The following is a 23742-nucleotide window of genomic DNA, read 5'->3' as shown; positions in this document are numbered from 1 at the left end:
TGCGGAACCATACCAGAGCCGCAGCGAAAAACACGCCATCAAAATGGCCGCCACCAGGGCCAGGCTTCGGAATCAGGCCGGTCACATTACAGCAGGGATTCGATCGGCATCAGCGACCAGAAAAACACCAGCATCCGCTTCAACGGCCCGGTTCCCGGTTCATGGCTGTAGGTCACCATCCGGTGTTCCTGTTGTTCCAGCCAGCGCAGTTCGCCGTCCTCATCCAGTACTACTCGATACGCGGTGAATCGGACCTGTTGATCAAACTCGCGTTCCAGCGCCCGGGCCAGTTCCGGGCTCTCGATCACAAATCCCAGTTCGGTATTGAGATGGATAGAGCGGGGATCGAAATTGAACGAGCCCACGAACAGGGTCTCACCATCAACCGCGAAGGTCTTGGCATGCAGACTGGACGCCGAACTGCCCACCATGCCGGATTGCAGGTCCTGCTCCCGCGGGGGATCGTTGTCGAGCCGGCGCATCTCCCATAGCTCCACACCCGACCGCAGCAGGGGCTTGCGGTACTTGCTGTAGGCGGCATGAACCAGGGCTACATCGTTGGCTTCCAGGGAGTTGGTCAGTACCCGCACCTCCACACCCCGCTCTTCCAGCTTCCGGAACAGTTCCACTCCGGCATCCCGGGGGATGAAGTACGGTGAGACCAGGGTAATGCTTCGTTCCGGGTTCTCCAGTGCCCGGGCCAGCTGGCGACTGAGCAGATCCTCCTTAACATTGCGGCCCATGACTTTGGCAGGATCATCGCTGACCATGACGACTGGTGCCCAGCTGAAAGTCAGTTCCCCGGCCAACAGCTTCCTCAGGAATCCGGAATCCTCCAGCGCGTGAACATACACGGAAGCGGCATCACTGTTCTCGGCACCGCTGAACAGGTTGCCAAGAGCGGCAACCGCATCGGATTCGGGTTCGCCGAGGATCCGCTGCGCCGGCCAGGCGGCGCTACTGTCCCAATAGCGGTCGAAATCCCGGGAAACCTCATCCACCGCCGGGCCGATGGCCAGGACATCCAGATCCGCAAACAGGGTGCCCTGGCCGGCACCGAAGTACTCGTCGGCGATGTTCCGGCCACCAATGATCGTAGCCTGGTTGTCCGCGGTGAAGGACTTGTTGTGCATCCGGTAATTCAGACGCCGAAAATCCGTGAAATAACCCAGCCACTTGGGATTACGGACCACAAACGGGTTGAACAGGCGAATCTCGATGCTGGGGTGCTGACTCAAGGCCGCCAGGATGTCGTCCATGCCGGCGATGCCATTGTCATCCAGCAACAACCGCACCCTGACCCCTCGTTCCGCCGCCCGATAAAGGGTGTACAGCATCAGGGTGCCGGTGGTGTCCGGACGCCAGATGTAGTACTGGACATCGAGACTGGTTTCGGCCGCCTCGGCCAGCAGCGCACGCACGGCGAAGGCATCGAAGGGATCCGGTAGCAGGACAACGCCACTCTCGCCGGGATGGGCGTCAGTTTTTGGGGTAATGGCCTGGCCCAGAACCGTTTCCCGGGTCTGGGACTGGGGAATGGATCGGCTGTCAGGCCGGTCCGCCAGTGGTGGCAGAGCACAACCCGATAGCAGAAGGATGGCCAATCCTGTAAAGATTTGCCGACGGTGCTCTGCCAGGTTATGTAACAAAAATAGCCTCACCACATGGGCCTTTCAGGGAAAACTCTGTCTCCTGTGGACAATATATGCGCTCTCCCGGGTTTCGGAAACAAAACGGCTAGACATCCCTGCCATAAAACCTTAATGGAATAACGTTATACTCGTATTGATATAAGGAAATCTCGCGGGTAATCTGACTCGGCCGTGAATCGAAAGGCTACCGGTTTCGGATCGTCACAGCCGTTGACCGGCATCAACTTTCGTTTCTGTTCTTGTTAGAACCCCGGACGGGTTCTGACATCTGGTCTAGGATTTCAGTATCCGTATCCGGGCTGTACCTGTCTTCGCAAATCCGAAATGAGCGATACCGCTCCTGGGAGAGGCCTCCATGAAAACCCTGTTATTGTCACTGCTCATCACTTTTGGTCTGGCATTCCAGGCGCAGGCAGAAGAAGCGCTGTCTGTTACCCCCGAGGAAACCTTTAAAATGACTCAGGAACAGGGCGATGAGATCCTGTTCATTGATGTCCGGGACCCCGTCGAGATCATGTTCATCGGTTTCACCGATACGGTGGATGCCAACATTCCATTCAAACTGGTGGACCGCTCCCGCTTCAATGAAGAGAAAGCCAGGTTCGCCATGGATACCAATCCGGACTTCGTCGCGGATGTCGACAAGGCGCTCGAAGCCAAGGGGCTGGACCGGGATGCCCTGATCATCACCATGTGTCGCTCCGGCTCCTCCCGTGGCAAGCCCAGCGCCGAGTACCTGCTGGAGCGGGGCTTCACCAATGTGAAATACATTGACCACGGCTTCCAGGGCAGCAGCGCCAAAGAAGGCAAGATGAAGGGATTTCGGGTGGTGAACGGCTGGCAGAATTCCGGTCTGCCCTGGTCCATGGATATCAATCCGGACAAGATCTATCGTCCCTGATCATAACGTCAGACCCTGGATAGGGCACCAATGGCCAGAGCCCGGGCTCTGGCCTGCCCTGTTCTGAGAATGGACTATGCTGTACCGGGGAGACCCCGAGCGTGGAGGGAATCATGGTAACAACAGGATGTGTCTATTTCAGGCCGGGCATAGCCAAAGCTTTTCTGGCCGTGCTGGCTCTGGCAGTTATTTCTGTAGCCCAGGGAGCGGAACGATCACCCCCCACCGCGGACCACAGCAAGTTCGAAGCGCTCAAAGGCCCCTTTGAAGACGCCACAGAAGTCACCGAAGCATGCCTGGGCTGCCACACCGAGGCGGCCGACCAGGTGAAGGACACCACCCATTGGACCTGGCTCTACGACCACCAGGAAACCGGCCAGCAACTGGGCAAGAGCAAGGTGATCAACAGTTTCTGTGGAATGCCGGTGACCAACGAGGCCCGCTGCACCTCCTGCCACGTCGGCTATGGCTGGGAAGACATGAACCAGCCACCTCCCCAGGCAGACTCGGCGGTGGATTGCCTGGTCTGCCACGACACCACCGGCGACTACTGGAAGTTTCCGACCCTGGCCGGGCACCCCACCTACGTATCCCGGGAATGGCCGAAAGGCAGTGGCAACTTGGTGCAGCCGCCCGATCTGACCAATATTGCCCAGAATGTCGGTCCCTCCGGCCGGGCCACTTGCGGCAGCTGCCATTTCTATGGCGGTGGCGGTGATGGCGTCAAGCACGGTGATCTGGACTCATCCCTGGTGAATCCGCCCAAGGCACTGGACGTTCACATGTCCCCTGAAGGTCTCGATTTCGCCTGTTCTGATTGTCACTCCACCTGGGGCCACAACGTATCCGGCAGCCGTTACCAGGTTGAAGCCAAGGATACCCTCGGCATTGACGTCCCGGGCCACACCGACATGACCCGAACCACCTGCGAGTCCTGTCATGGTGCCAGCCCGCACGAGCAGCAGAAACTCAACGACCATGTGGATACCCTGGCCTGCCAGACCTGCCATGTGCCGGAATTCGCCCGGGGCGGCGTCCCCACCAAGATGTGGTGGGACTGGTCCACGGCCGGCAAGCTGGATGAGGATGGTAACCCCATCACCGAATACGACGAGAACGGCCACGTCAGTTACCTGAGCGAGAAAGGCAACTTCCGCCACGGCGAGGACGTGGTGCCGCATTATGCCTGGTTCGACGGTACCGTTGAGTACACCCTGATCGACGAAAAACTGGATCTGTCCAACCCGCCCATCAATATCAACCGCATTGACGGTGGCCCGGACGACCCGGATTCCCGGATCTGGCCGTTCAAGCTGATGCGCGGCAAACAGCCTTACGATACCGAGCTGGGCACCCTGCTGGTCACCCATGTCTTTGGGGCGGATGACACCTCCCTGTGGAGCAACTTCAACTGGCAGAAAGCCCTGGAGGCGGGTAGCGAGATGTCCGGAATGCCGTTCAGTGGCCAGTTCGACTTTGTCGAAACCCGGATGTACTGGCCCATTGCCCACATGGTGCCGCCGGCGGAGCAGGCGCTGGACTGTGGCTCCTGCCACGCGGCCGAGAGCCGGCTGGCCGGGGTCGGGGGCATCTACATGCCCGGGCATGACAGCAACATCTGGCTTGACCGGCTTGGCTGGCTGGCCGTCGCGCTGACCCTGCTGGGCGTGATTCTCCACGCCATCGCACGGATGATCTTCAAGGGGAGGGGGCACTCATGAGCCGGGTAATGATCTATAAACGCTTCGAGCGCTTCTGGCACTGGTGCCAGGCATTGCTGATCTTCACCCTGCTGATCACCGGGTTCGAGATCCACGGCAGCCATTCCTGGCTGGGGTTCGGCGACGCCGCCCGGATCCACACCCTGGCCGCCTGGGCCCTGATCGTGCTCTGGCTGTTTGCCATCTTCTGGCACTTCACCACCGGTGAATGGCGCCAGTACATACCCACGAAGAACGGCCTGTTTGCCGTCATCCACTATTACCTGATTGGTACTTTCACCGATGCCGAGCACCCCTACCGCAAGACCACCAGGGCAAAGCATAACCCGTTGCAACGGCTGGCTTACCTGTTCTTCAAGGTGGTGATCTCACCGGTGATCTGGGTGACCGGGCTGCTCTACCTGTTCTATAACGACTGGCCGGCAACCCTCGCCGGTGCCCTGGAACTGGAGTGGGTGGCGCTGGTACACACCGGAGCGGCCTTCGCCATGCTGGTGTTCATCATTGCCCACGTTTACATGACCACCATGGGCCACACCCTGACCAGCCACATCAAACCGATGGTGACCGGCTACGAGGATCTTGACCAGTAATCCCCGTAGACCGGCAATACTTCAGTCCTCGATACAGACCGCCCGGCGCCTGACGGCCTGGGCGGTCTTGCCCGCCAGTACCACAATCAGCCCTGTCAACAGAGCCAGCAATACCACACCCAGCCCCTTGAAGAACGCCAGCTCAAGTTGGTGATACATGGCAAAGGTGGCAATGGTAATGGCTGCCATCGGGAACGAATATGCCCACCACGACAGGAAAAATTCCAGCCGCAGGAAACGCCGGACCTGGGTCATCAGCATCAGGGTCAGGAAGATAGCGCTGTAGTAAAGGATCCGGGCAAAGGCATCCACCTCGCCGGTCAGCTGGAGCCAGGAAATGAACCCGACCGCCGGCGGTGCAATCAGGATAAACAGCGTGGGCAGCAGCTTTGCCGGGAGCGGGTTATGGAAGAACATCCGGTAGAAAATAATGGTCAACAGCACCACCCAGAACACCAGACCAATACTGTAGAAGAACCAGGAAATCTCGGGTGAAGCGTGCTGAACCCCGGCAATGGGTACCACGATGTTGCCGACAATCGGTATGAACCAGGCCGGATTGATGTGGGCAATCTCAAAGTGGGTGTGGTGCAACCAGACAGACAACACATAGAGGGTGAACGCCAGGTGCAGGAGCGCGCCGACCACCCAACATACAAGGGAGACCTTGTCACTGTAGGGTAGCACTGCAATGCTCAAAAGCATCAGGCCGATGGATATGGTGGGGAAGAAGTTGAGCTTTACCGGGTGACCGAATTCGGCTTTGACACTATCCGGGTACTTGACCGTCTTGGCCAGGTAGAACCCTGCCAGAACAAGAAAGATAATGATGGTCAGGCCAAGCAGTAACGGGCTGGTCTTCAGCGGCAAGGCAAAAAGAACTTCGGCCCGGTGCCAGGCAATGGTGAACCCGGTCATCCCCATGACCACGGCAAACCAGGAAATCGGGAAATTCTGCAAGCGAGAAGGCTGGATCTCGGTCATTACGTCTCTGGTCTCCCTGTTCTGTGAAGGATGCGCCGGCATACTGCGCCGACGCACCGTTTCATGGCTCAGAAAGTGAACGTGCGCATCGCGGGATTCAGCATCTGGCCAGACATCTCCGGTGGCATCGCGACGCCGACACCTTCGATCAGGTCATCCTTGGTGTTCTCGCTGTTGGGCAGGTACAGGGCACACACCTTGGCACTGCCGCCGTTCTTCAACAAGCCGCGCAGCATCTGGCCCGGAGTCACGTTTTTCGGCTTCAGGGGCTCGGCCTCGTAAGATTTAAGAGCCAGATCGCCGGCCTTGTCACACAGCAGGACATTCACCTTCGCGCCTTGCTCCGCCATGGTATTGGACAGCACCATGGCCATGCCCTGGGTCTGCAGCGAGTCGCTGGAGAGAATCACCAGGACCTCATCAACGGTTTTCTTGTGATTGTCAGCCTGCGCAACAAACGGCACACAGACGAGCAGGGCTGTCAGGCCCAGTACCTTGAGTTTTCTGATCATGGCTATTGCCTCCTTGACGGGTTCTACGATGATTTCGCATTTTAACTATAAGCGGCAGATCCCGATCACTCAGTGACAAAGTCACTTTCGGCTATAAACCAGGCACAAAAAAGCCGGGCCCGAAGGCCCGGCAAGGGGTTGTGAAACCGGTTGGGATTCAGTCCCAGGCTGCACCTTCCAAAGCATCCAGGGGAATTTTCAGGTATCGGCGGCCGTTACTCTCCGGTTCCGGCAATCGCCCTCCACGAGTGTTGACCTGCAGGGCGTGCAGGATCAGCTTGGGCATGGGCAATTCGCTGTCGCGCTGGTTTCTCAACGCCACGTAGGCCTCTTCACTGGTACCCGCCAGGTGCTTGTTCGCCTCCTTCTGTTCGCGAACCGTGCTTTGCCACTGCGGTTCCCGGCCACCAGGCATGTAATCGTGGCCGGTGAACAAACGGGTCTCTTCCGGCAATGACAGGATCTCCTGAATCGAATCCCAGAGCTGATGGGCATCGCCCCCCGGAAAATCCGCCCGGGCCGTGCCGAAATCCGGCTGGAACAGGGTATCGTGGACGAAGGCGGCGTCACCGATCACATAAGTTACCGATGCCAGAGTATGCCCGGGCGAGAACAGCACCCGGCCCTTCAGCTCGCCGATGGCGAATTCATCGCCGGCACGGAACAGTTGGTCCCACTGGCGTCCGTCCGCCGGGAAATCGGGCCAGTTGTAGATGCCCTTCCAGAGCTCCTGTACGTCTGTCACGTAGCCACCGATGGCGGTGGGTGCCCCAGTCTTACCCTTGAGATACTGGGCTGCCGAAAAGTGGTCGGCATGGGGATGGGTGTCAAGAATCCACTGCACATCAAAACGCTGCTCACGCACGTAGTCGAGTAACTGATCGGCATGGTGAGTGGCGGTGGCCCCGGATTTCTCATCGTAATCCAGCACTGGATCGATGATCGCACACTGACGGCTTGCAGGATCGCTGACCACATACTGCACACTGAACGTGCGCGGATCGAAAAACCCCGCAACGTCCGGGGATGCAGAGCCTTGGGAAGCGGACAATCTGAAGGTCTTCATAGAACCCTCCTTTCAATTGATAAGTGCGTTTTCCCTTTTTGTTATTAGGTTATTCCTATCCTTACTAACACTTCAAATAGGTTTAGCTCATGCCATAAATTCTCAAAGACTATCGGATTATCTTTTTTTGATAGCTGAAGACTAATTTGATCTGCATGTAGCATGAGTGGGATATATTCAATCGATATAACGTTATACCCACAGGTTTGCTACTATTTGATCAATATCAACTGCGGCCAGGCAGTTGCTCTAACAATGACAAACAGAGAGGTTCAAGGCATGAGTTTGAATTCAGTCCCACGGGAGTCCGATAAAAAACACACCGTCGTGATTGTCGGTGGCGGTGCCGCCGGTATATCGGTAGCGTCAAGTCTTCACAAGCGGGACCGCTCCCTCGATATAGCGGTGGTGGAGCCTTCCTCCACCCATCATTACCAGCCGGGGTGGACCATGGTTGGCGGTGGCGTCTTTCGCCCCGAAGTGACCTCCAGACCCATGAAAGAGGTCATGCCCTCGTTCGTCAGCTGGTATCAGCAAAAGGTTCTCTCCGTGGAACCGGAACAGAACCGTATCCAGCTCGCGGACGGCTCCTGGATGACCTATAAGACCCTGGTACTTGCTCCCGGCCTCGAACTGAACTGGGGCGCCATCGAGGGCCTTGAGGAAACGCTCGGCCAGAACGGCGTGACTTCAAACTACCGGGAAGGGATGGCCAGCTACACCTGGGAAACCGTGCAGCGGCTGAAGCATGGCCGGGCGCTGTTCAGCCAGCCACCCATGCCGATCAAGTGCGCCGGCGCCCCCCAGAAAGCCATGTACCTTTCTTCCGATCACTGGCTCCGGCAGGGCGTGCTGAAGGACATCGATATCCAGTTCCACAACGCTGGAGCGGTGTTGTTTGGCGTTCCCGATTACGTGCCGGCGCTGGAGTCCTACATCAAGAAATACGGCATCGATGTCAATTTCCAGAGTAATCTGGTGGCTGTGAACGGTCCGGCCAGGAAAGCCACTTTCCGCATGACCGATTCCGAGGGCAACACCCGGGATGAAGAGGTCGGTTTCGATATGCTACACGCGGTACCCCCGCAGCGTGCGCCGGAATTTGTCCGGGAATCTCCCCTGGCCAATGAGGGCGGCTGGCTGGATCTGGAAGACGACACCCTGCGCCACAAGCGTTTTGCCAATATCTTCGGCCTCGGGGATGCCAGTGGTACCGGCAATGCCAAGACCGCGGCAGCCGTACGCAAACAGGCGCCGGTGGTCGCGGAAAACCTGCTGGCAACCATACGCAACCAACCTCTGAAGGCGGCCTATCTGGGCTACGGTTCATGCCCGCTGACGGTAGAGAACGGCCGGATCGTGCTGGCGGAGTTCGGCTATGGAGGCAAGCTGCAGCCCAGCTTCCCGAAGTGGATCAACGATGGCACCAAGGCAACGCGTGCGGCCTGGTGGTTGAAGGCCAAGCAGCTGCCGGGCCTTTACTGGCACGGCATGCTGAAGGGTCATGAATGGCTGGCGAAGCCCGCACCCCGGGGGTGAGGGCTCATGCTCAGTAAGCCCCGCGGATAAGGTCTATCCCGGGGTTCAGAACGTCACGCCAGGCCTTGCCCAGCTCTGGCGTGTAGTCTGGGTCGTGCTGGCGAACGGTTTTCAGCAGGGCCTCCAGCCACAGCGTGTACCACTCCGGCTTGATGTCGTAGTGGTTGCGGTTATGGCTCTCACCCAGGGCTTTCAGCTTGCGGTCCGACATGCCTCGGGCGTGCAGGATCAGCTGCATGATGCCGTTTCGGAGCAGGTGGCGCTGGGCTTCCATGTCGGTTTTCAGGAAGCGGTTGCGGATGGTGTCCGAGCTGGACATGAAAAAGTCGTAGAAATCGACGAAAAATTCATCCTTGCGGCAGCAACGTCCATAACTCTGGAAAACGAGATCCGTGTTGTTCATTTGCGCTCATTGTCCTTGTCAGATGGTCAATCTTCTGATTAAGGCACGCATTCTAGTAGTCCGGATGAACAATTCCATAGCAAAATGTAACTACAGCACTCTCCATCCATAGATTTTTGTATATAAACTCGCCATTAATGTTACAAAGTAACGTTTTTGCTCAAACAAACCACCAATGGGGGAGCAGGTTCCGCACCTGCGGGCGCGTAAACCGGTCGTCGATGAGCCAGATCACGCCCCGATCCTCGGGGGTTCGGATCACCCGGCCGGCGGCCTGGGCGACTTTCCGAAGGCCCGGTATCAGGTAGGTGTAGTCATAGCCCGTACCGAAACGTTCCTGTAAACGATCCTTGAGTATTTCGTGCCAGGGATCGAACGGCGGCAGCCCCAGGGTCGCCACGAAAGCTCCAATGAGTTGCTCGCCCGGCAAATCGATACCCTCGCTGAACACGCCGCCGAGCACGGCAAACGCCACACCGGGCTCCGGCTGCCGGAACTCCGCCAGGAAGGCCTCCCGCTCGGCCTGGCTCATGCCCGGCGCCTGGCAACGCTGGGGTATATCCGGTGCCTGTTGGGCGAGGGTTTCGCTGACCGCACGGAGGTACTGGAAACTGCTGAAGAACGCCAGGTAATGACCCGGCTGCTCCCGGAACTGACGGGCAATGATCTCCGCTATCGGCGCCCGCGATGCCTCCCGGTGCGCCTGGCGGGTGCTGATCCTGGGCGTGAAACGGACCTGCAGCTGATCGGCGCTGAACGGACTGCGCAGGGAGGTAAAAGCGCTGGTTTCCGGCAGACCCAGCAGATCCCGGTAGTAGATGCCGGGGCTCAGGGTGGCCGAGAACAACAACACCGGGCCCGCGGCGGCAAACCGCTCGCGCAGGAAGTCCGCCGGGATCAGGTTCTGGATGGTGAGTGTGGCCCGGCCACGACCGGAGCGCCGGAATTCACACAGGGAGTGATCACCGAAGCTGTCCGCCAGCTTCATGAAGCCGACACTCTCGAACAGCAGTTCCTGCAGCGCCAGATCCGGCGGGTTGTCCGCCAGATAATCGGTCAGGGTGGAGACCAGCCCCTGCAGGCTGCCGATCAGACTCGACGGCAAGGTCTCGAGAAACACCGGCACAGCCGTGTCCACATCCTGGTCCCGGATCAGGGTTTGCCAGGCGCGCGCGGTGCGGTCCAGTGCCTTCTTCAGCACCTTCGGGGCGGTTTTCTTTACCCGCAACAGTCGCTGCTGTTCAAGCGTTACCGAGTACATGCCCCGGGCCCGGTCCACCAGGTTGTGGGCCTCATCCACCAGGATCGAGACCTGCCACTGGTTCTGGCGAACCAGGCCGTGGAGCAGGGCGGACTGGTCAAACATCCGGTTGACGTCGCCGATCACCACGTCACTCCAGCGGGCCATCTCCTGGGCCAGAAAATAGGGACAGATATCATGGCCCGCAGCAATACGCGACAGTTCGGCCCGGGTGAGTGTCCCGGACTGGGCTGCCTCGGCCCGGGCATCCGGCAGCCGATCGAAGAACCCCTTCGCCAGCGGGCAGGAGTCCCCGTGGCAGGCCTTGTCCGGGTGCTCGCAGGCGTCGTCCTTTGCCACCAGTTCCAGCACCCTGAGCGACCAGTCAACAGACTCGTCCTGGGCAGCCCTGAGTTTATCCACAGCGTCCAGAGCCAGTTGCCGGGCGGTATTGCGGCAGGTCAGATAGAACAGGCGGTCCTGGTCGGCCCGGGCCATGGCCATCAGGCCCGGAAACAGTGTGCCCAGGGTCTTGCCCAGGCCGGTGGGCGCCTCGAGCAACAAGGTGCCGCCGGTCATGGCATTCTTGTAGACGGTTTCGGCCAGTTGCCGCTGGCGCGGCCGGAAGTCGGCAAAGGGAAAGTTCAGCCGGGCGAGGGCGGCATTACGCTGTTCCCGGTGATGCTCTTCCTGCTCGGCCCAGGCACGGAATTGCCGGCACAGGCCCTCAAGTTCCTGCCAGAGCTCATCGGCATGGGCGGTTTCGGCAACCAGACTTTCCTTGTCCCGACCGGTGTCGTAGTACACCAGCACCAGCTCGATTTTTTTCAGGTCTTCCTGTTGGCACAGCAGCGCACCGTAGGCCCGTAACTGGGCCCGATGCAGCGCCCGCTGGTGTTCCCGCACCCGGGCCAGGTCGCCCCGATGGGTCTTGATTTCCTCCAGCCGGCCACGATGGGGATCATAACCATCCGCTCTTCCGGAAAGCCTTATTCCCAAGCATTCACCGGTCAGTGAATACTCGCTTTTGTAACCGTAGCCACGGCGGGACTGGATGGCCTGGTGGCCGGCAATGCCCTCCTCGGAGGAGGGTGCCGGGGTGTACCGGAAGTCCAGGTCCCCGGCCCGGGCGGCAAACTCGCACAGGGTACGCACCGCCGCCTTCATTCACTGCTCCCGACGCCGGAATCCTCGTCCCAACGAACGTAACAGACACTGGCGGGAATACCCTCCCGGGCAAAGAAATCCAGCCATCGGCGCTGGTGATCCTGCAGCCGGTCACCCGGGCCTTTCACCTCCACCATTTCATATCGTGATTCATCGTCCGAACGCTGCGGGTGGAACTGGATCAGGTCCGGGAAGCCGCTGCGATGCTCCTTCACATTCAGCAGCAGGCGCCGGAACATGGCCGCCAGGTGCTCCGCCGGGATGCACTCCAGGGCCAGCTCGACCAGATCCTTGGACAGGGCCGGCCAGATGACAAACGGATTGGCGCGCCCCTGCTTGTCATGCCAAGTGTCCAGGATGCGCTGTCGGTAACCACCATCGCTCAGCGTCACGAAGCAGGCCTCGAAATCGGACCGGCGGCGCGTCACGAAATCCTCCCGGGTCAGGTCGGCGGGGCCGGTATGGAAAGGATGGAAAAAAGCACCGGGCACCGGTTTGAAGATCACCGGCCAGCACAGCAGGCCGAACAGGCCGTTGATCAGGGTGTTTTCGACATAGGCCACCGGTGCCTCGGGTCGGTTCAGGTGTTCCGCTGCGGCCCATTCCACCGCGCCAACCGCCGGCCGGGGTAGCGACACCTGCCATTCGTTGATCGGCTGTGTGGTTACCGGAGCCGGTCTGGGCTCGCCCACCTTCGGGGCCAGCCGTTTCAGGATCCGGTCCAGGCCCTGGCGTTCGGCATCACTCAATTCTTCGGTCTGCCACAGCCCTGCGATCTGCCAGGCTTCCTCAAACCGTTTCATCCGCTCCAGCAGCCGCAACTGCTTCAGCCGGGCCTCCCGGTGCTGACTCCCGGCCCAGGCAGTCAGCGCCAGCTCCCGGTCGCCCTGGCGCTCGGCCTGTCGGCCCAATTCCAGCAGCAGCCGGTCCCGACGGCTCGCCAGCCAGGCGTTGGTCACCGGTTCGGGCACCTGAGGCCACACTTCAGATGCCGGAACCCCCTCGTCAAGCTGGTCCCGACAGGCCTGCATGGCCAGGTAGCAATCCACTTCCTCCCGGTGCGAAAACGCCCTCGACTCGGCTGTCAGCGGGACTTGCTCGTAACTCTGGTAACCCAGCTCCACCAGCACAAAGTCGGACCAGGTCTGGCGGAGGTTGCCGAAGAACATCAATCGGATCCGGTCGAACAGCGCCATGTGTCGCAGACAAACCACCCGGGCCTCACCGGTATCGAACCATTGGTCGAGGGTCCGTGCCTCGGAAAATTGATCGGACAACACCGTTTTCATGGCCGCTTTGGACAGTGTGCGGCTGTGGCCAAGCTCTTGCAGGGTATCGGCGAAGACCGGTCGGAGCTCAGCCAGGGTAAACAGCCGGAACAGCTCATCGAAGTCGAGCAAAGGCTCCGGTTCGAGCCAGTCGGCCGACACCAGGCTGTGCAGAATTTCAGAAACCGGTGAATCCAGCTCCGGATACACCAGTTTGTCCGCCCGGAACAGTTCGCCCGTGCGCATCACCAGACGGGTCAACAGCGCTTTTTCCTCTGTCTCAAGACCGAGGAAGGTTTCCAACACACGGAATTCGGATCTGGTCAGCAGGTCATCATGGTGATCCAGCACCCAGCGCACCACGGTTTCCATGTTTTCCAGGTAATACAGAGGATTATCCAGGTCCGCGGTACGCGGCACAGAGGCAGGATCAAACGTGGTCATAGGGCGAGCAGGTACTTCACGGAAAGCAGTCAGGTCATGCAACTGTACGCCCGCTCGTCTGTGACCTCAAATGCCCTTTAAATTCCCATGTCCGCGGGCTGCAGCTGCACGCCGGCAACCCGCCAGTCGCCATCACTGCGCACCATCCGGTAGTAGGCATCCCAGAGTTGTCCGTCCGGGCCGGTCAGTCGTACCACCTGGATATCGAACGTACCATGGGGGACCAGCTCGACAAATTCGATGGTCGTGGCCCGGTGCACCGCAGGGTAGGCCTCCCGAACCATGCTGAAGAACACATCGGCATCACCAAACCGACGCTTGATACCCTCGGATGCAAAGGACCAGGCGGCCTCCTGGTCGTCGTTGGCAAAGGCCTCAATCTGCCGCAGGATGGTCTGCTCAATGGCTTCGTCCTGTTCCTCGGCACTGGGCACGCCCGGCAGCGCGACAACCACCAAGACAATCAGAAGGAAAAACGGTAATCGGACTCGTGTCCGAAGAGGATTCCAGGCCATCTTTCTCACCTCCGCTTTTGCGCCACGCCCTCCCTGAATCATACGCTGGGGGTCACGAACAGATGATTAAAAAATGATCGGCCAGTAAAGCTCTCGCGACGGCAGCTGTCGCAGCCATTGGTCACACTGACCGGGCATAATGACCGTCTGATTTTCCAGCCACATACGGTAACCTGTGGCATCAGGATTGAACCGATCGCCAACAAGGAGCCCCATGGCCGACCACTCCGCCATCCAACCCGGCTTTCACGCCATCCATGCCAACCACCTGGAAGACCTGCGCCGTGCGGTGATCTTCCTGTGCCGGGAAAATCCTCTGCCGCCGCTGCAGAGCGAGACTTTCCTGGTCCAGAGTAACGGTATTGCCCAGTGGCTGAAGCTGGCCCTGGCGGAAAAGCGCTCGGACGATAGCGCCGAAGGGGGCCTGGGTATCGCCGCAGGCATGGACTTCCTGTTTCCGGCGCGGTTTATCTGGCAGGCGTACCGGGCGGTACTGCCGGACGGCGAAGTGCCGGAACAGTCGCCCTTCGACAAGCGCCGGCTAGTCTGGCGTCTGTACCGGCTGCTGCCGGACCTGGTAGACCAGGACCAGGCCTTCACGCCGCTGGCACGCTTCCTCGATGGCACCGACACCGACCTGCGCAACTTCCAGCTGGCGGAGAAGGTGGCGGATCTGTTCGACCAGTACCAGGTGTTCCGGGCCGACTGGCTCAGTGCCTGGGAGCAGGGCCGGGATGTGGTGATCACCGCCCGCAACGAGGAAAAGCCCCTGGATCCGGAGACGCTCTGGCAGCCTCTGCTCTGGCGCAAACTGGTGGAAGATGTGGGACCGGATGCCCACACCAGCCGGTCCCGGATTCACACCCGGTTCATGGCCGAGGGCCAGCGCCTGTCAGCGCCGGCGAACCGCTCCCGGCTGCCAGCTCGGATCGTGGTGTTCGGGGTCTCCTCGCTACCACGGCAGGCTCTGGAAGCACTGTACGTACTCAGCCGGTTCAGTCAGGTGGTGTTATGTGTCCACACCCCCTGCCAATACTACTGGGCCGATATTGTCAGCGACCGGGAACTGCTCAAGGCCGAACGCAAACGGGGCATCGCCCATCCGGAATTGTCAAAGATCGCCGACCCGGACCAGCTGCATCAGCACGCCAACCCGTTGCTGGCGGCCTGGGGAAAACAGGGGCGGGACTACATCCGCCTGCTGGACGAATTCGACGATCCCGAGGAATACCGGGACCGGTTCGAAACTCCGGACCAGAAGATCGACATTTTCTCCGCCCACGGCGAACCGGGCGCACCGACCCTGCTGCACCAGCTGCAGAACGACATCTACAACCTGACGCCGCTGCAGGACATCCGCGCGGAAAACCGCCAGCTGGACCTGGCCCGGGACCACTCACTGGTTTTCCACGACGCCCACAGCCCCCAGCGGGAAGTGGAAATCCTGCACGACCAGCTGCTGGCCGCCTTCAATGCCGATCCCGACCTGCGCCCCCGGGACGTGATGGTCATGGTGCCGGACATCAATGTCTACGCGCCCCATATCCAGGCCGTGTTCGGCCGCTACCAGGCCGGACAGAAACGCCACATCCCGTTCACCATCTCCGATCAGGGGCAGCGTCATCACGAGCCGGTGTTGATTGCCCTGGAAACCCTGATGTCCCTGCCGCGCAGCCGGTTCGGCGTGAGCGAGATCCTGAGCCTGCTGGAAGTACCCGGCATCCGGGACCGCTTCGGCATCGACGAGGGCGAGATTCCCCTGGCCCGGCGCTGGGTGGAAGGCGCCAATATCCGCTGGGGCCTGCACGGGCAGCACCGGCAAAGCCTGGAGCTGCCGGCGGAGCTGGAACGCAATACCTGGCAATCCGGCCTTCGCGCCATGTTGCTCGGTTACGGCATGGGCGAGGACGAGCCCTGGGCCGGCATCGAACCCTATGGTGAAATCGGCGGGCTGCAGGCAAGTCTGGCCGGGCGGCTGGCGGAATTCGTAGAGCAACTCGAGGAGCTCTGGCAGGCCCTGCAGACGCCGCGCACCCCGGCGGACTGGGAGACCCTGTTCTCGCAAATGCTCGAGCGCTTTTTCCTCAGGGTCGAGGACAACGACCTGTTGCTGCTCAACCGCTTCCGCCGCCAGCTGGAGCAATGGCTGGAGGATGCCCTGGCGGCCGGGCTGGATTCCCGGCCGCTGCCTTTAAACATCGTCAAGGATGTGCTGCTGGCGGGCTTGGACGAAGGCGGACTGAACCAGCGCTTCCTCGCTGGCAAGGTCAACTTCGCCACCCTGATGCCGATGCGGGCGATCCCGTTCCGCAAGGTCTGCCTGCTGGGCATGAACGATGGCGACTACCCCCGCTCCCGGCCACCGGTGGACTTCGACCTGATGGCCAACGACTACCGCCCCGGCGACCGGTCCCGGCGCGAGGATGATCGCTACCTGTTCCTGGAAGCCCTGCTGTCAGCCCGGGAACAGCTCTATATCAGCTGGGTGGGCCGCAGCATCAGGGACGATTCCGAGCGCCCTCCCTCCGTTCTGGTGGGCCAGTTACAGGACCACCTCGACAGCCTGTGGACCATTCCAGGCGAGCCGGACGGATCGGTCACCGAAACCCTGACGACCCGGCATCCGCTGCAGCCCTTCAGCCGGGATTATTTTCCCCGGAGCAACGGCCTGGAAGCCGGTCACGAGAGCCGACCCCGACCCCTGGCCGAGGTGCTGCAATCCCGAAGCCTGTTCACTTTCGAGCGGGAATGGCGCAGTGCCCACGGAGCCGAGGCGACGGAACCGGAGCGACATCCACTGCCGTACCAGCAACCGGAGGAGCCGGTCCGGTTGACCGACCTCTCGAACTTCCTGAAAAAGCCCATCGACACCTTCTATCAGAGACGGCTTCAGGTGCACTTCGAGGAACTCGAGGACGATGACACCGATAACGAGAACTTTGATCTTAACGGCCTGGACCGGTGGCGTCTGGACAGCGAACTGATCCGGGAAGGCGTCATCAAGGCCGTCAGCGAGGAGGACCTGCACGAACGGCTGGAAGCGACCCTCGATCGCATGGCCCGACGCGGCGACCTGGGCATGGGGGTCACCGAACACCGGTTACGCACGGAACTGGCCGGACGGTTACCGGACCTGCATCAACGCTACCGGGCCGCGCTGTCCGACTGGCCGGAGGCCATCTCCGAACCATTGAACTTCGAGTACCAGTACCGGAACGACAACGGCTCGGTGGAAGTGGTCGACCTGATCGACAACCTGCGCACCAGCCGCGACGGCCAGTTGTGCCGGCTGGTGGTGGCCGGCTCCAGCCTGTTGTCCGGCTCCGGTGGCAGCAGGAAAGTGCGCTACGCCAACCTGATGCGGGACTGGGTGATTCACCTGGCCGGCCAGCTCACCGACCAGCCTTTCGAGACCCTGATTCTGGCCAGGGAGGAGAAACGCACCTTCAGTTTCACACCCATGGCTCCGGAACAGGCCAGGCAGTATCTGGAAGCCATCCTGGCCCGGTGGATGGAAGCCACCACCCGCACCCTGCCAATCCACTGCGAGGCCGGCTTCGCCTGGATCACCAGCTACTACCAGAGCAAGAAATACCGGGGCGATGACGAGCGGGCCCGCAGTGATGCCGAACAGGCTTACAGCACGGCCCTGGAACGGGACACCGGTTACCTGCGCGGTGCTTTCGACAGCCCGGAGGCGTTACTCGCCAGCGGTGAATTCGAGGCCTTGCTGCACCAGCTGTATGTGCCCCTGTGGGAGGCAGAGCAGGGCAAGTCCGCCGCCGAACAGATCGAGGGAGATGCATGAGTACCGAGATGACCAATCGCAATCCGAACCTCGACCCTTTGACCCTGCCCCTGAACGGCAGCACCCTGATCGAGGCCAGTGCCGGTACCGGCAAGACCTTCACCATCGCCATCCTGTATGTACGGCTGGTACTGGGCCATGGCCAGAACGACGACAGTCCGCTGGCCCAGGGCATGCTGCCGCCCAACCTGCTGGTGGTGACCTTTACCGACGCCGCCACCAAGGAGCTGCGGGACCGGATCCGTACCCGCCTGACCCAGGCGGCCGAGGTGTTTTCCGACAGTGCGGACGCCAGCGAGCCCCCGGCCGAAACCCGGCTCCTGTACGAGTTGAGGGATACCAGCTACCCGGACCCGGCCAGCTGGCCAGAGTGCCGGAAAAAACTGTTGCTGGCGGCGGAATGGATGGACGAGGCGGCGGTCTCCACCATCCACGGCTGGTGCAACCGGATGCTCAGCGAACACGCCTTCGACAGCGGCAGTCTATTCCAGCTGACCCTGGAAACCGACCAGAGCGAACTGCTGGACGATGTGGTCCGCGACTACTGGCGCACCTTCATCTACCCCTTGCCTCCGGTGCTGATGGACGAAGCCCTGGGCCACTGGAAAACCCCGGAAGCCCTGCGCGGAGCCATTCGCAACCTGATTCCCGAAGCCAGCGAACTGGGCACGCCGGACGGCGATGTCCATCAGGTGATCGATTCGGTGGTCAGCGAACGCCTGGCCCGCGCCCGGGAACTGAAAGCGTATCCGTGGGCCCAGTGGCAGGGCGAGGTGATTGCCCTGCTCAACGAACTGAACAAGAGCAAGCGCCTGCATGGCGGCAGCAAGAACGCCATGGTCAAGATCTGGGACACCCTCCTGGCCTGGGCGGAATCGGACGAACCGGTTCCGGATGGCCTGGACAAGGCCGGGTTCCGCAACCAGACCCCGGAGGGCCTGGAACAGATCCTCAAGGGCGAGGATCCGGCCCCGCATCATCCCGCGTTCGACGCCATCGATGAACTGATGCAGTTCAGCCAGAACCAGCCCAGCGCCCGGGCGGACATTCTCAGGCACGCCAGCGTCTGGGTGGCGCAACGGCTGGAATCGGAAAAGCAGCAACGCTCGGAAATGGGCTTCGACGACCTGCTCACCCGCCTGGACGATGCCCTGCACGGTTCCCGGGGCAATCAGCTCGCCGCCACCATCCGCCGCCAGTTCCCGGTGGCGCTGATCGACGAGTTCCAGGATACTGACCCGGTGCAGTACCGGATCTTCAACCGGATCTACCGGGTTGCGGACAACGATCCGGACACCTGCCTGCTGATGATAGGGGACCCCAAACAGGCCATCTACGGATTCCGCGGCGCGGACATCTACACCTATCTGGAAGCCCGCGAGGGTGCCCGGGACCGTACCTGGACCCTGGGCCGCAACTTCCGCTCCTCCGCCAGCATGGTGGCGGCGGTGAACCGGGTGTTCGAACACGCCGACCAGCACAGCCGGGACGGCGCCTTCCTGTTCGGCAAGGGCGACAGCACGCCACTGCCGTTCCAGGGTGTCGATGCCAACGGTACCAAACGGCAATGGCGGATCGACGGCGAGGACCAACCCAGCCTCAGTTTCTGGACCGTCGACAGTGAGGACGAGGACCGGAACGGCAACCGCAAGCCCCTGGCCAAGGGCACGGCCACCGTCGAAGTGGCACAAAGCTGTGCCAGCGAAGTCGCCCGCCTGCTGACGCTCGGACAACAGGGCAGGGCCGGCTTTGCCCTGACGGATGATCCGGCGGATCTTCAGCCAGTCCGGCCTGCGGACATCGCCATCCTGGTCAACAACCGCAACGAGGCAGCAGCGGTGCGTGAGGCGCTCGGTCAGCGCCGGATCAAGAGCGTGTACCTCTCTGACCGGGATTCGGTATTGACCTCCACCGAGGCCAGCGAGGTACTGACCTGGCTGCGGGCCTTCGCCGAACCCCGGCAACTGGCCCTGACCCGGGCGGCGCTGGCCACGCCCACCCTGGGCCAGTCCTGGCAGACCCTGGATCGCCTGCTGACCGACGAGATTGCCCTGGAGCGGGAAATCGAACGGTTCATGGGCTATCACGACCAGTGGCGGACCCAGGGCGTACTGCCCATGCTGCGCAGCTTCCTGATGGACTTCGAGGTACCCGCCCGCCTGCTGCAACGGCCCGATGGCGAACGGCGGCTGACCGATATCCTGCACATCGCCGAACTGCTACAGCAGGACAGCCTGCAGCTGGACGGCGAGCACGCGCTGGTGCATCACTACGCCCAGATCCTGAGGGCGGCGGACGAAGAGGACGAATACCGCACCCTGCGCCTGGAAAGCGACGCCGGCCTGGTCAAGGTCATTACCGTGCACAAGTCCAAGGGCCTGGAATACCCGCTGGTATTCCTGCCGTTCGGGACCGCATTCCGGGCTCAGAACGACAAGCAGGCCTATGTCCGCTACCACGATGAACAGGGGCGGCTGGTAACCGTGTTCGATCCGGAGCCCGAGGCGGTCGCCCGGGCCGACCGGGAACGGCTGGGCGAGGATATCCGCAAACTCTACGTGGCCCTGACCCGGGCCCGGTATGCCACCTGGGTCGGTGTTTCCGCCATCGACAACTGGGCCCAGAGTGGCCTGGGCTACCTGCTCGGTGGCGAAGGCCGTGAACAGTATCCCCTGGCCGACAGCCTGGGTCCGCTGGCCCGGGACGAGGACATGATAAAGGTCATGACACTGCCCGAAGCCGATACCGCCTGCTATACCGAGGAGGCACCGGCAGCGTTGGGGCCGGCACTGGAAGCCACCCGGGAAGCCCGGGAAGACTGGTGGATTGCCAGTTATTCCTCCATCGAATACACCGGCCTGGCCGGCACCGGCATCGTGTTCAGCGGGGAAGTGGAGGACGCCGAAACCCAGAACCTGCTGGAAGAATCGGCCCAGGGTGCGGCGGAGGAGAGGCTGACAGCTCCCGCCGATCATTCCCTCCACCAGTTCCCGAAAGGGGCGGGGCCGGGCACCTTTCTCCACGAATTGTTGGAATGGTGCTGCCAGCAGGGCTTTGCGCAGGTTGTGGATAACCCGGCGATGCTGCGGGAATACCTGGAGCGGCGCTGCACTATTCGCGGCTGGGCCGACTGGACCGACACCCTGGAGCACTGGCTGCTGAGCCTGATCCGGACACCCTTGCGCCTGGACCGCGACGGGGACACTCGCGCCGCCCTGATGGATTTCAGCACCGTGCGACCGGAACTGGAATTCTGGTTCGAGAGTTGTAACGTCGCCACCGGTGCCCTGGACAGCCTGGTGCGTCAGCATACCCTGGAGGGTGCGGACCGGGTCCAGGTGGATAACCGCCGGTTCAACGGCATGCTCAAGGGCTTCATCGACCTGGTATTTGAACACGAGGGCCGCTACTACGTGCTCGACTACAAATCCAACACCCTCGGCGAAGACGACAGCGCCTACACTGACCAGGCCATGGGCCAGGCCATCCTCGACAAGCGCTACGATCTGCAATACGTACTCTACCTGCTGGCCCTGCATCGCCTGCTTAAGGCCCGGCTACCCGGTTACGACTACGACCAACACATCGGCGGTGCCGTCTACCTGTTCCTGCGGGGTATCCACGCCCCCGGTGCCGGTGCCTTTACCGACAAACCACCCCGGGCGCTGATCGAACAGCTCGACGCCCTGTTCGATGGTGATGCCTTGCACGGGGAGGATGCCGCATGAATCTCGAGCAACTGGAAGTACTGCTGGAGCAATGGCGCGAGACCGAATGGATCCGCCCCCTGGATGTGGCCTTTGCACGGCTGATCCGGCAACTGTGCGTAGAGCAGGGCGAAAGCCCGAACCCGCTGCTGCTGTTGCTGGCGGCCCTGGCCTCGCATCAGGTCGGGCGTGGGCATGTCTGTATCGACCTGGTGAGTTTGCTGGAGGACGCCGGCAACACCCTGGCCTTGCCACCGGAAGACACCATGGCCGCATTCCCGGTGGGGGACCAGGAGGCATGCCCCTCGCCATCTGAGGTCCTGGCAAAGGCCTCACTTGAAGACTGCCTGACTGCGCTGGCCAATACTCGAGCAGTAAGTGATGGCTCACTGACCACACCACTGGTTGTGAACGATACCCGCCTTTACCTGCGGCGTTTCTGGCGTTACGAACAACGGATTGCCCGTGGGATCAGCGACCGCCTGACCCTGAACTCCCCGCTCGATGATCCCGGCTCGAGCACCACCCGGACCCTGACCGAAACACTGAACACCCTGTTCCAGTCCGGGGATGACGTGGACTACCAGAAACTGGCCTGTGCGCTGGCGGCGCGCAAACGTTTCGCTGTAATTACCGGCGGGCCGGGTACCGGCAAGACCACCACAGTGGTGAACCTGCTGGCGGCCTTGCAGGCGGTGGCGGGTGAGGATCCCAGCCGTGCCGGCAAGAAGTTCCGCATTCGTCTGGCCGCGCCCACCGGCAAGGCGGCGGCACGGCTGAACGAATCCATTGGCGGGGCGGTCAGCCGTCTGCCGCTGGACCAACTTCCAGGGCGGGTCCGGCTGGAGGATATCCCGACCCGGGTCACCACCCTGCACCGGTTGCTGGGCAGTCGCCCGGATACCCGGAAGTTCCGCCATAACCGTGACAATCTCCTGCTGGTGGATATCCTGGTAATCGATGAAGCCTCCATGGTGGATGTCGACCTGATGGCCTCGGTGTTCGAGGCCCTGCCGGACCACGCCCAGCTGATCCTGCTCGGCGACAAGGACCAGCTCGCTTCGGTGGATGCCGGCGCCGTTCTTGGCGAACTGTGCCAACGGGCCCGACAGGCCCACTACCGGCCTGACACGGCACAGTGGCTGGAATCGGCGACCGGGCAACCACTACCTGAGGGTTTGCTGGATCCACAGGGGCAGGCGCTCGACCAGGCGGTGGCCATGCTTCGCAAGAGCTACCGCTTCACCGAGGGCAGCGGTATCCGTGAGCTGGCGGAAGCGGTCAATACCAACACCCTGGATGCCACGATGCTCGAACATTGTCGCCGGGCGCACTTCGATGATGTGGTCTGGCTCAACGGCGACGATGCCAATCCGGATCCGGAAGCGACGCTGGAGCGCATCTGCCACCACGCCATCTCCGGCAGTCCCGGGGCATTCCACAACGAGGGCCGGGGCAGGGTACTGCACGGTAAGGAACTTCCAGCCCCCGTGGGCTATCGCCATTACCTGGAACTGATGGCCAACCACAGTCTGGGGATGGACAGCCCGTTGGCGGACTGGGACGAGCTGGCCCGCCGCGTGCTGGCTGCCTTCGGTGACTTCCAGCTGCTGTGCGCGCTGCGTCAGGGTCCATGGGGCGTGGAAGGCCTGAACGAACGCATTGCCCGGCACCTGCTGGCGGAAAAACTGATTCACCGGGCGGAAGGCTGGTACGCCGGGCGGCCGGTTCTGGTCACCGGCAATGACTACAATCTCGGCCTCATGAACGGCGATATCGGCATCACCTTCAGTGTGCCCTGGGACCGGGCCGAGAACGGCGAACCCCGGCCAGCGTTGCGGGTGGCCTTTCCCGGCAGCGATGATACCGATAGCATCCGCTGGATCTCCCCGAGCCGCCTGCAGCAGCTGGAGACGGTCTACGCCATGACCGTCCACAAATCCCAGGGCTCGGAGTTCAATCACGCCTGCCTGGTGTTGCCGGATCGGATGAGCCCGGTGCTGACCCGGGAGCTGGTGTACACCGGCATCACACGGGCCCGGAACTGGTTCAGCCTGATCACCGGTGATGCCAATGTGTTCAAAGCCAGTGCCAGGCAACAGGTGGTACGGGCCTCCGGACTGGCCCGGGCGCTTGCTGCATCCAGCAAACCGGTTGGGTCGTACATGAACGATTCCTCAACTATAGTCTGACAAGACCCCGAAAGTTCCAGGCAATCACTG

Annotated in this window: 15 protein-coding genes; 7 read left to right on the top strand and 8 right to left on the bottom strand. The window is 61.5% G+C overall.

The genetic code is table 11. The annotated features are described in order from the left end of the window. Positions 1-86 precede the first annotated feature (86 nt). Positions 87-1649 carry a phospholipase D family protein gene (locus tag DET50_RS09680; protein ID WP_258546100.1) on the bottom strand — a complete coding sequence of 521 codons (1563 nt, stop codon included), beginning with the start codon at positions 1647-1649 and terminating at the stop codon, positions 87-89. Between the two features lie 358 nt (positions 1650-2007). On the opposite strand from DET50_RS09680, the gene DET50_RS09675 reads away from it, so the two are divergent. The 3 genes from DET50_RS09675 to DET50_RS09665 all read left to right on the top strand — a co-directional run bounded on the left by DET50_RS09675 (position 2008) and on the right by DET50_RS09665 (position 4867). Continuing rightward, positions 2008-2553, top strand: coding sequence for a rhodanese-like domain-containing protein (locus tag DET50_RS09675; protein WP_113862659.1), 546 nt, complete (start codon positions 2008-2010; stop codon positions 2551-2553). 113 nt (positions 2554-2666) lie between these two features. Beyond that, positions 2667-4274: a tetrathionate reductase family octaheme c-type cytochrome gene (locus tag DET50_RS09670; RefSeq protein ID WP_113862658.1), complete on the top strand. Its 1608-nt coding sequence runs from the start codon at positions 2667-2669 to the stop codon at positions 4272-4274. Beyond that, complete coding sequence (locus DET50_RS09665) at positions 4271-4867, top strand: cytochrome b/b6 domain-containing protein (RefSeq protein ID WP_113862657.1); 597 nt, start codon at positions 4271-4273, stop codon at positions 4865-4867. The genes DET50_RS09670 and DET50_RS09665 overlap by 4 nt, the downstream gene beginning before the upstream one ends. A 21-nt stretch (positions 4868-4888) precedes the next feature. Here DET50_RS09665 and DET50_RS09660 read toward each other — a convergent pair whose 3' ends face one another. The 3 genes from DET50_RS09660 to DET50_RS09650 all read right to left on the bottom strand — a co-directional run bounded on the left by DET50_RS09660 (position 4889) and on the right by DET50_RS09650 (position 7429). Beyond that, complete coding sequence (locus tag DET50_RS09660; RefSeq protein WP_113862656.1) at positions 4889-5851, bottom strand: SLAC1 anion channel family protein; 963 nt, start codon at positions 5849-5851, stop codon at positions 4889-4891. Positions 5852-5919: 68 nt separating this feature from the next. Then, complete coding sequence (locus tag DET50_RS09655; protein WP_113862655.1) at positions 5920-6363, bottom strand: DsrE family protein; 444 nt, start codon at positions 6361-6363, stop codon at positions 5920-5922. Between the two features lie 157 nt (positions 6364-6520). Then, entirely contained in the window at positions 6521-7429 is a 909-nt protein-coding gene (locus DET50_RS09650; RefSeq protein ID WP_113862654.1) for an MBL fold metallo-hydrolase, read from the bottom strand. A gap of 279 nt (positions 7430-7708) precedes the next feature. Between DET50_RS09650 and DET50_RS09645 the strand changes: the two genes are divergently transcribed. Continuing rightward, positions 7709-8968 carry an NAD(P)/FAD-dependent oxidoreductase gene (locus DET50_RS09645; protein WP_113862653.1) on the top strand — a complete coding sequence of 420 codons (1260 nt, stop codon included), beginning with the start codon at positions 7709-7711 and terminating at the stop codon, positions 8966-8968. Between the two features lie 10 nt (positions 8969-8978). Here DET50_RS09645 and DET50_RS09640 read toward each other — a convergent pair whose 3' ends face one another. From DET50_RS09640 to DET50_RS09625, 4 genes are all read right to left on the bottom strand, one after another. After that, entirely contained in the window at positions 8979-9371 is a 393-nt protein-coding gene (locus DET50_RS09640; protein WP_113862652.1) for a globin, read from the bottom strand. A gap of 160 nt (positions 9372-9531) precedes the next feature. Further along, positions 9532-11778 (bottom strand): ATP-dependent DNA helicase, encoded by a 2247-nt coding sequence (locus DET50_RS09635; RefSeq protein WP_113862651.1) that lies wholly within the window; start codon positions 11776-11778, stop codon positions 9532-9534. Continuing rightward, entirely contained in the window at positions 11775-13490 is a 1716-nt protein-coding gene (locus DET50_RS09630) for a VRR-NUC domain-containing protein (protein WP_113862650.1), read from the bottom strand. The genes DET50_RS09635 and DET50_RS09630 overlap by 4 nt, the downstream gene beginning before the upstream one ends. Before the next feature lie 77 nt (positions 13491-13567). After that, a complete protein-coding gene (locus tag DET50_RS09625) occupies positions 13568-14005 on the bottom strand; it encodes a DUF4864 domain-containing protein (RefSeq protein ID WP_113862649.1) in 438 nt (145 codons plus the stop codon). Positions 14006-14219: 214 nt separating this feature from the next. Here DET50_RS09625 and recC point away from each other — a divergent pair, with 214 nt between their 5' ends. The 3 genes from recC to recD are packed head-to-tail and all read left to right on the top strand — an operon-like array spanning position 14220 to position 23712. Beyond that, on the top strand, positions 14220-17813 hold the full coding sequence (gene recC / locus DET50_RS09620; RefSeq protein ID WP_113862648.1) for an exodeoxyribonuclease V subunit gamma: 3594 nt from the start codon (positions 14220-14222) through the stop codon (positions 17811-17813). Continuing rightward, entirely contained in the window at positions 17810-21541 is a 3732-nt protein-coding gene (recB, locus tag DET50_RS09615) for an exodeoxyribonuclease V subunit beta (RefSeq protein ID WP_113862647.1), read from the top strand. The genes recC and recB overlap by 4 nt, the downstream gene beginning before the upstream one ends. Beyond that, positions 21538-23712 (top strand): exodeoxyribonuclease V subunit alpha, encoded by a 2175-nt coding sequence (recD, locus tag DET50_RS09610; RefSeq protein ID WP_113862646.1) that lies wholly within the window; start codon positions 21538-21540, stop codon positions 23710-23712. Before recB ends, recD begins: the two co-directional genes overlap by 4 nt. Positions 23713-23742 lie beyond the last annotated feature (30 nt).

The sequence above is a fragment of the Marinobacter pelagius genome (assembly GCF_003315345.1).
Lineage (GTDB): Bacteria > Pseudomonadota > Gammaproteobacteria > Pseudomonadales > Oleiphilaceae > Marinobacter > Marinobacter pelagius_A.
Note: the sequence above shows the minus strand (reverse complement) of the source record. Positions and strands in the feature narration are given on the sequence as shown.

Coding starts and splice junctions, on each gene's coding strand:
- recD (WP_113862646.1), top strand. CDS start 21,538: ATGAATCTCGAGCAACTGGAAGTACTGCTGGAGCAATGGCGCGAGACC.
- DET50_RS09655 (WP_113862655.1), bottom strand. CDS start 6,363: ATGATCAGAAAACTCAAGGTACTGGGCCTGACAGCCCTGCTCGTCTGT.
- DET50_RS09635 (WP_113862651.1), bottom strand. CDS start 11,778: ATGAAGGCGGCGGTGCGTACCCTGTGCGAGTTTGCCGCCCGGGCCGGG.
- DET50_RS09640 (WP_113862652.1), bottom strand. CDS start 9,371: ATGAACAACACGGATCTCGTTTTCCAGAGTTATGGACGTTGCTGCCGC.
- DET50_RS09630 (WP_113862650.1), bottom strand. CDS start 13,490: ATGACCACGTTTGATCCTGCCTCTGTGCCGCGTACCGCGGACCTGGAT.
- recB (WP_113862647.1), top strand. CDS start 17,810: ATGAGTACCGAGATGACCAATCGCAATCCGAACCTCGACCCTTTGACC.
- DET50_RS09665 (WP_113862657.1), top strand. CDS start 4,271: ATGAGCCGGGTAATGATCTATAAACGCTTCGAGCGCTTCTGGCACTGG.
- DET50_RS09675 (WP_113862659.1), top strand. CDS start 2,008: ATGAAAACCCTGTTATTGTCACTGCTCATCACTTTTGGTCTGGCATTC.
- DET50_RS09660 (WP_113862656.1), bottom strand. CDS start 5,851: ATGACCGAGATCCAGCCTTCTCGCTTGCAGAATTTCCCGATTTCCTGG.
- DET50_RS09645 (WP_113862653.1), top strand. CDS start 7,709: ATGAGTTTGAATTCAGTCCCACGGGAGTCCGATAAAAAACACACCGTC.
- recC (WP_113862648.1), top strand. CDS start 14,220: ATGGCCGACCACTCCGCCATCCAACCCGGCTTTCACGCCATCCATGCC.
- DET50_RS09650 (WP_113862654.1), bottom strand. CDS start 7,429: ATGAAGACCTTCAGATTGTCCGCTTCCCAAGGCTCTGCATCCCCGGAC.
- DET50_RS09670 (WP_113862658.1), top strand. CDS start 2,667: ATGGTAACAACAGGATGTGTCTATTTCAGGCCGGGCATAGCCAAAGCT.
- DET50_RS09625 (WP_113862649.1), bottom strand. CDS start 14,005: ATGGCCTGGAATCCTCTTCGGACACGAGTCCGATTACCGTTTTTCCTT.